Below are 683 nucleotides of genomic sequence, written 5' to 3' on the forward strand. Positions count from 1 at the left end.
GGCGATTCGGGCCACGGTCAGGTGATGGACCACGATTGCCTCCAGTGCCCACCGCAGCCCGCGGCGCGAGAGCTTCGCTCGTGGCTCGGCGGCACGGGTGGTGTCCTGGCGCCACACGTGCCCGCAGCCGCCGCACCGGTAACGGCGGATCGTGACCAGCAGCGTCGTGGGACGCCACCCGAACGGCTCGTGAGCAAGGCGCCTGGTCACGGTGTCCCGCGGCGATCCCTGCGACCCGCAGCGCCGGCACCACTGGTCAGGTCCAACGACACGGCAGGCGAGGACGGCACGGTCGGGGTCGAGTCGTTGGCCGGTGACCTCGAGTCCGAGTTCGTCGAGTCGGCAGAAGGTGGTCAGAGCAGCGCAGGCGAAGCCCGCGCCGACGGTCGCGTCGGGCACGTCGAGGTCTTCCGGATGGGCGGCGTAGGAACCTCTATCCTTGGGAGACCTCGACCTCTATCCGGCGCTCGACGCGCCGAACCATGACCGCCCGGCCTCGACGTCACACTCCGTCCGCCCCAAGTGTGAAGAGCCGGAAAAGTGATCACCCTGGGTGAACAAACGTCGCCTGGATTCTCGAGCCTCGGGCGCAACCTCGGTCTTTGGGGGCCGGTGATCGTCCGGTGGCGTTTGGCCTGTCAGGCGCGATCGTGGAGAGTGATCTGGTAGCCGTCGGGGTCGGC

The 683-nt window shown here is 69.0% G+C and carries 1 pseudogene; it reads right to left on the bottom strand.

From position 1 onward, the window contains the following. Positions 1–399: pseudogene (locus ACTWQA_RS59150) on the bottom strand (ISL3 family transposase); the annotation flags it as partial. Positions 400–683 lie beyond the last annotated feature (284 nt).

It is taken from the genome of Nonomuraea sp. 10N515B, from assembly GCF_052245915.1.
Taxonomy (GTDB): domain Bacteria; phylum Actinomycetota; class Actinomycetes; order Streptosporangiales; family Streptosporangiaceae; genus Nonomuraea.